Raw genomic sequence first — 5,413 nt, 5'->3', positions numbered from 1 at the left:
AGCCATCAGTGCGGGCCAGACTTTTCGCGGCATGATTATCGGCGAAGAACAGGACCTGCAGGCACTGGCAGACGGTCTGGCTATTCCGAAAGAAGGTGCAGTATGCCGGCTGGGGCGGTCTAAATATACGCAGTATGGACAGTGCCGCCTCTCTTTGGGCACACTGGAACCTCTGCCGCCTGTCCAGATAGAAGGAACCTCTGCTTATCTCGTTCTGGATACGCCGCTTATTCCGGAAATGGAAGTAGCTGATGGAGCGCAGCAGCCCCTGGCGCAGGTCGTAGAGGCTCTCAATTCTCTGACAGGGGGTCATCATTTCTCGTTGGGCATGATGCAAAGTGCCCTGACAGAGATAGACAACTTTGTTTCTGTCTGGGCACTGCGCCGTCCCCGTCAGGGCGCTTTGGCGGCAGGAACTGTTTTTGAAATCCGCAAAGACGGTGACTGGACTGCTGACGATATGGCGGCGCTGCAGACGCTGCTGTACGGAGGCTGTGGCCAGCGTCGGGAAGAAGGCTTTGGCCAGCTCCGTGTCTGGCCGCAGCGGGACTGGGTATGGAAACCGGATATGCCGGAAGAAATACTGGCAGTGCCGTCAGAACAGCCTGTACACATTCAGTCTGACGAAGTACGGCAGTGCGTAGCAGCTATTATAGAAAAACGAATGGCCGAAGAAATCCGTTCTCAGGCTTATGAAGATGCAGCTGACATACAGGGGCAGGCTGCAGGACATGGGGTTACCCATGTCTTTGCCCGCCTGGAATCGCTGCTGGGCAGCCGCTGCGATCTGCCGTCGGCAAAGCAGCGGTTCTGCCGGCGCCTGCGGGAAGAAGTGCCTGAAGGCAGTGCCTTTGAAGGCCATCTTAAGGCCCTGCAGATCCATCATGTCAGCTTATACGACATGTTTTACGGCAGCGGCGTCATGCCCTATGAAGGCAAAACCTTTACCGGCGGCTTTCCGGCATCCCTGCTGGAAGCGGCAGCGATACCGAAAGATGCCGAAGAAGGCGTTGTCTTTTATGAATACTGGCTGTGGCTGTTCCGCCATGGCCGCAAGTCCGTACAATACAAACAGAGCAGCGAGGGGGTTGAATGATGAACAGTCCGGTAATTACCAAACGAATTCGTATACATGGCACATTTACGCTGGCTTCTCCGCTGCGTATCAGTTCGGGGCAGGAAGAACGGGACGGCAGCAGGGGCGTCGATATTTTTGTGCTGAAAGATGAAATGGAACGCCCCTTCATTCCTGGTACATCCATTGCCGGTGCGCTGCGCAGCCGCGTGCACTGGGAACATCCGGAATGGGAACCCCTGCTGTTTGGGTATGCTGAAGGAGATAGGGCTCTGCAAAGTGCGGTTACCGTCACGGACAGCACGCTGGACCAGGCGGAAATCGTCGTCCGCGACGGCGTTCATATCGATACATATACAGGGACGACTGTAGAAAAACACCGCTATGATTATGAAGCTGTCGAACGCGGTGCTGCAGGCGAGCTGTCCCTTATGCTGGTCATACGGCAGTACCATGAAGAGGAAGCAGAACGGCTGGGTACATCGATGACAGATCTGGCGAAGTATCTGACCGATATGCTGGCTGGCGGCATTCGCCTCGGTTCGCTGACGACGAAAGGGTTTGGCCTTCTTTCCTTTGCTGACGTTCAGGCCCTGACGTATGATTTCACCAAGGCTGACGATGTAGCTGCCTGGCTGCTGCAGAAACAGCCGAGCAGCGGGCCCTACAAGGGAACGGCACGGCCTGCTGATCAGGGTCTGCGCATCGAAGGGACCTTTGCCCTGCGGACGTCTCTTCTTGTGCGCAATACGGACGTCAGCGATGCGGACCGGCAGAATCATGTTCATGCCGTCATGAAGCAGAGCCGCCACGATTACGTCATCCCCGGCACGACCGTCAAAGGTGTGCTGCGCCATCAGGCTGCCTATATTCTGCGCCGTCTGGGAAAATCACCGGATCTGCTGCGGCAGCTCATGGGTTTTTCAGACGAAAAAGGAAGCGAGTCGACACAGCAGAAGAGCCGTTTTTATACGGAAGAAGTATATTTCCGCCAGGGCGTGAAAGAAAAGAAGCAGACCAGAAATGCTGTCGACCGCTTTACAGGTGCGACGATAGAAAGCAAACTTTTTGCAGAAAAGCCGGTCTGGCAGGAAGTGCCGGACACACCGGTATTTACGCTGGCCTTTTCCATTGACCGCTGTCAGGACTGGGAAGCAGGGCTGGCCCTGTTCCTCCTTCGCGACTTATGGACCGGCCGGATTGCTCTCGGTGCAGATAAAGCCATTGGCCGCGGCTATCTGAAGGGTACATCCGCCCGTATCGTATACAACGGCAAAGAAGCCGTACTGGATGAAAAGGGCGCCGTCTTGTCTGATGACATTGGCCTGGAAGCACTGGCTCAGGCATTGGTGCAGTATGACGGAATGCAGGAGGTGGCACAATGATGGATACGACGATGAAAGGGTCCCTGCAGTCTGTTCAGGGAACGTGGAAAACCGTTTCTGTTGCAGCACAGCAGAAGAACCTGGCACAGCTGGCAGCCATGTATATGAAGAACGATGGCCTGGTCATTGTCTGGCAGTATCACCGTGTTATCTGGGGACGGTGGACTAAGGGAGGTCTTACGTTCAGTGACGGTGCCGACCTGGATGAAGGGCTGATTCTGGAAGTACGCCTGTTTAACGACAGGGAAGAACTGCATCTTCGCCGCAGCGGCACAGCCTATACAGGCCGGTATATCTGCGACGGCGAAGGGACTTCCGGCGATTTTGTCGACACGTCGGCCCGCCTTTGGGGAGAATTACAGTCCTTTCACGATGGCTATGCCGTTCTCAAGGACACGCAGCGCTTTATTACGCTTACGATTCCGGCAGCGCAGCAGGCACCTTACTATGTACTGACAACGCGCAACTATATTACGATTCATGAAAACGGGCAGGCCGGGTATGGCGATTACCGCTTCCTGGCAGTTACGCCCTGGAAAGGGGGACACTAACATGAGCAGAAACACTGAATTTGCAACGGCACCGTATAATTTTGTATCGACTGCCAAGGCAGTTCTTCCATCGCCACTGGATCAGGGCCTGCGCTGGGATGAATTATCAGACAGTGAGATTAAGAAACACTTTGCGGCTTATATTCAGGAAGAATCTACTTATTCCGGTACGATAGAACTGCAGCTGGAAGCGCTGACGCCGCTGTTCATCGGCACGGAGATCGAGGAAGATACGAAAGAAAGCCAGTTTTTTGTACCGAACCGCCGCCCTGTGATTCCCGGAAGTTCCCTGCGCGGCATGTTCCGCAATCTCTTCAAAATCGTAACGGCCGGTGCCATGCGGGCCGATGAGGATTATACAAACCGGCATCTCTATTTCCGCAAGCTCATGGCTCCCAACGGCGATATTGGCAATCAGGCTCTGCATGCGTATTATAAAGAACGAATGGTTACGAAAAACGCCAAGGGCAGAGATGTGCCGGCTCCGAAGCCCGGCTTTTTGTACCGGAAAGACGGCGTCTATTATATTGCTCCCTGCACGGCAGAAAAACTGGACGACGGTGCAAACGGAGGGTATCTGGCTGAAGGCTCCCGCGTACAGTGGGACATGAAAAACGGCAGTGCCTATGTCATTACAGGGGCCCTGACTGAAAACAGCGCTGGTCATATGAAAAAATATAATCGCCGTCTGTTCAGCCCCAACTGGAATGATTCCCGAAAAATAGCTGTCTCGGTCATTGAAGATTACCGCAATGATAAAAACCGCACAGGTGTCAACCTGGTCGATGAAATCGTTGATGGGAAGACCAATTCCAATATCCTGTGCAATGACGAAGCGCGGGCATTTGCACAGCGCGCCGATATTGACCGCATTGCGCCGTGTTATTTTATTGAAAGCGGCCGCAGTCTCTATTTTGGTCACGGCACGTCCTTCCGCATTCCCTATAAGAACTCCATTGAACAGCGCGTCAATCCGCTGGTGCGCAGCAAAAAAATTGATTTTGCCGATGCTGTATTTGGCAAAACTGCCGGCACAGGAGACGATGCAGGGCAGGCGGCGAAATCCATTGGCAAATCGACGTACTGGGCCAGCCGCCTGTCCTTTGAAGATGCCCAGCTTCAGGGGCAGCCTGATTTTCTGGAAAAACAGTACGTCAAAGCCCTTATGTCGCCGAATCCGACATCGTTTCAGCTGTATTTAAAACAGACATCATATCCGCCGGCTCACTGGGACGATGAGGAACGAAAAACGGAAATCAGAGGCTATAAAATGTACTGGCACCGGAAAATTGGCCCCCGGGACTGGCAGGCATCGAAGGCAGAAGTAGATGGGGACACGAAGAACCTGATTTATCATCAGATTCAGCCTCTGCGGGCAGGGAGTCGTTTTGTAAGCCGCATTCGCTTCCAGGACCTGCGCAAGGTAGAGCTGGGAGCTCTGCTCAAGTTGTTCCATTTGTCGGACAAAGAGGATATTGTCTTCAAGCTGGGACAGGGAAAATCCCTGGGCCTTGGCAGTGTTCGCATTACGCCAAAACTGCATCTGGATACGGACGATACATATAAAAAGCTGTTCGACCGCAAAGGCTGGGCCGATGCATCCCGCGTCGAAGACGGCACTGCCTATATTTCCGCCTTTGATGCTTATGCAGCGGAACATCTGGGCGATGCCAAGGCATCGTATGACCAGTCTCTGCAGGAATTATGCTGCCTCCTGGATTGGAACAATACCAAAGATCCGGACTGGAATGACCGCATTGCTGCCATGAGCGGCGATATGAAAAACGATACTGTCGATGAACGATATCTGAAGCGGGCATTACTGCAGACACCGGAAGAAGTCGTTCATTCAGGTAAGTAATCATGAAAACAGGCTGACAGCATGTGGCGCTGTACAGCCTGTTTTTATAAGGAGCTGACATTGATGAAACACATCATGCTCGCATTTATGAGCAATCTGCATACGGACCGTACAACGCACCAGCTGACACAGACAATATATGAACTGCATGACGGCACACAAGTCACCTGTGTCCAGACCAATGAGTCGGCCATTTGCTATATGAATCATGTGCTGCAGAAAGACGGCCGGCAGGTCGACGATATTTTCTGCGTTACGACGAAAATGCTGAATGGTACGATTTTGCTGGATGAACAGAATGACGGCACTGTACGGAAAGTCATTCAGAAAGAGTTTATCAGCAGACGCATTGTAGAACGGTTCCCCCATTTACAGGGCCATGTGCACACCATTGACTATGACGAAACGGAGCCTATTGATCAGACTATTGGGAGCATTGCTTCCATGGCCGGCATTGTCAGACAGTATATTGATGCCCATGCCGAGGAAGGTGTATGCATTCATGCCGATATGACCGGCGGCCCGCGCCATGCTGTTATGA

At 53.1% G+C, this 5,413-nt stretch carries 5 protein-coding genes; all 5 read left to right on the top strand.

Annotated elements, in window-relative coordinates; all coding sequences use genetic code 11:
• On the top strand, nt 1-1,096 hold a 1,096-nt coding region (locus tag Q3886_RS08050), incomplete at its 5' end, for a hypothetical protein (protein WP_301860835.1).
• Complete coding sequence (locus Q3886_RS08045; protein WP_301860833.1) at nt 1,093-2,460, top strand: RAMP superfamily CRISPR-associated protein; 1,368 nt, start codon at nt 1,093-1,095, stop codon at nt 2,458-2,460. The genes Q3886_RS08050 and Q3886_RS08045, both read left to right, overlap by 4 nt.
• Nucleotides 2,457-3,011 carry a CRISPR-associated protein Csx19 gene (csx19, locus tag Q3886_RS08040; protein ID WP_301860830.1) on the top strand — a complete coding sequence of 185 codons (555 nt, stop codon included), beginning with the start codon at nt 2,457-2,459 and terminating at the stop codon, nt 3,009-3,011. The genes Q3886_RS08045 and csx19 overlap by 4 nt, the downstream gene beginning before the upstream one ends.
• Before the next feature lies 1 nt (nt 3,012).
• Nucleotides 3,013-4,872, top strand: a complete 1,860-nt coding sequence (locus Q3886_RS08035) for a TIGR03986 family CRISPR-associated RAMP protein (RefSeq protein ID WP_301860829.1) — start codon at nt 3,013-3,015, stop codon at nt 4,870-4,872.
• Nucleotides 4,873-4,935: 63 nt separating this feature from the next.
• The coding region (locus Q3886_RS08030; RefSeq protein ID WP_301860827.1) for a hypothetical protein at nt 4,936-5,413 on the top strand (478 nt) is incomplete at its 3' end.

Origin of the sequence: uncultured Megasphaera sp. (genome assembly GCF_958350005.1) — a bacterium.
In the GTDB taxonomy this organism is placed as follows: Bacteria; Bacillota; Negativicutes; order Veillonellales; family Megasphaeraceae; genus Megasphaera.
Note: the sequence above shows the minus strand (reverse complement) of the source record. Positions and strands in the feature narration are given on the sequence as shown.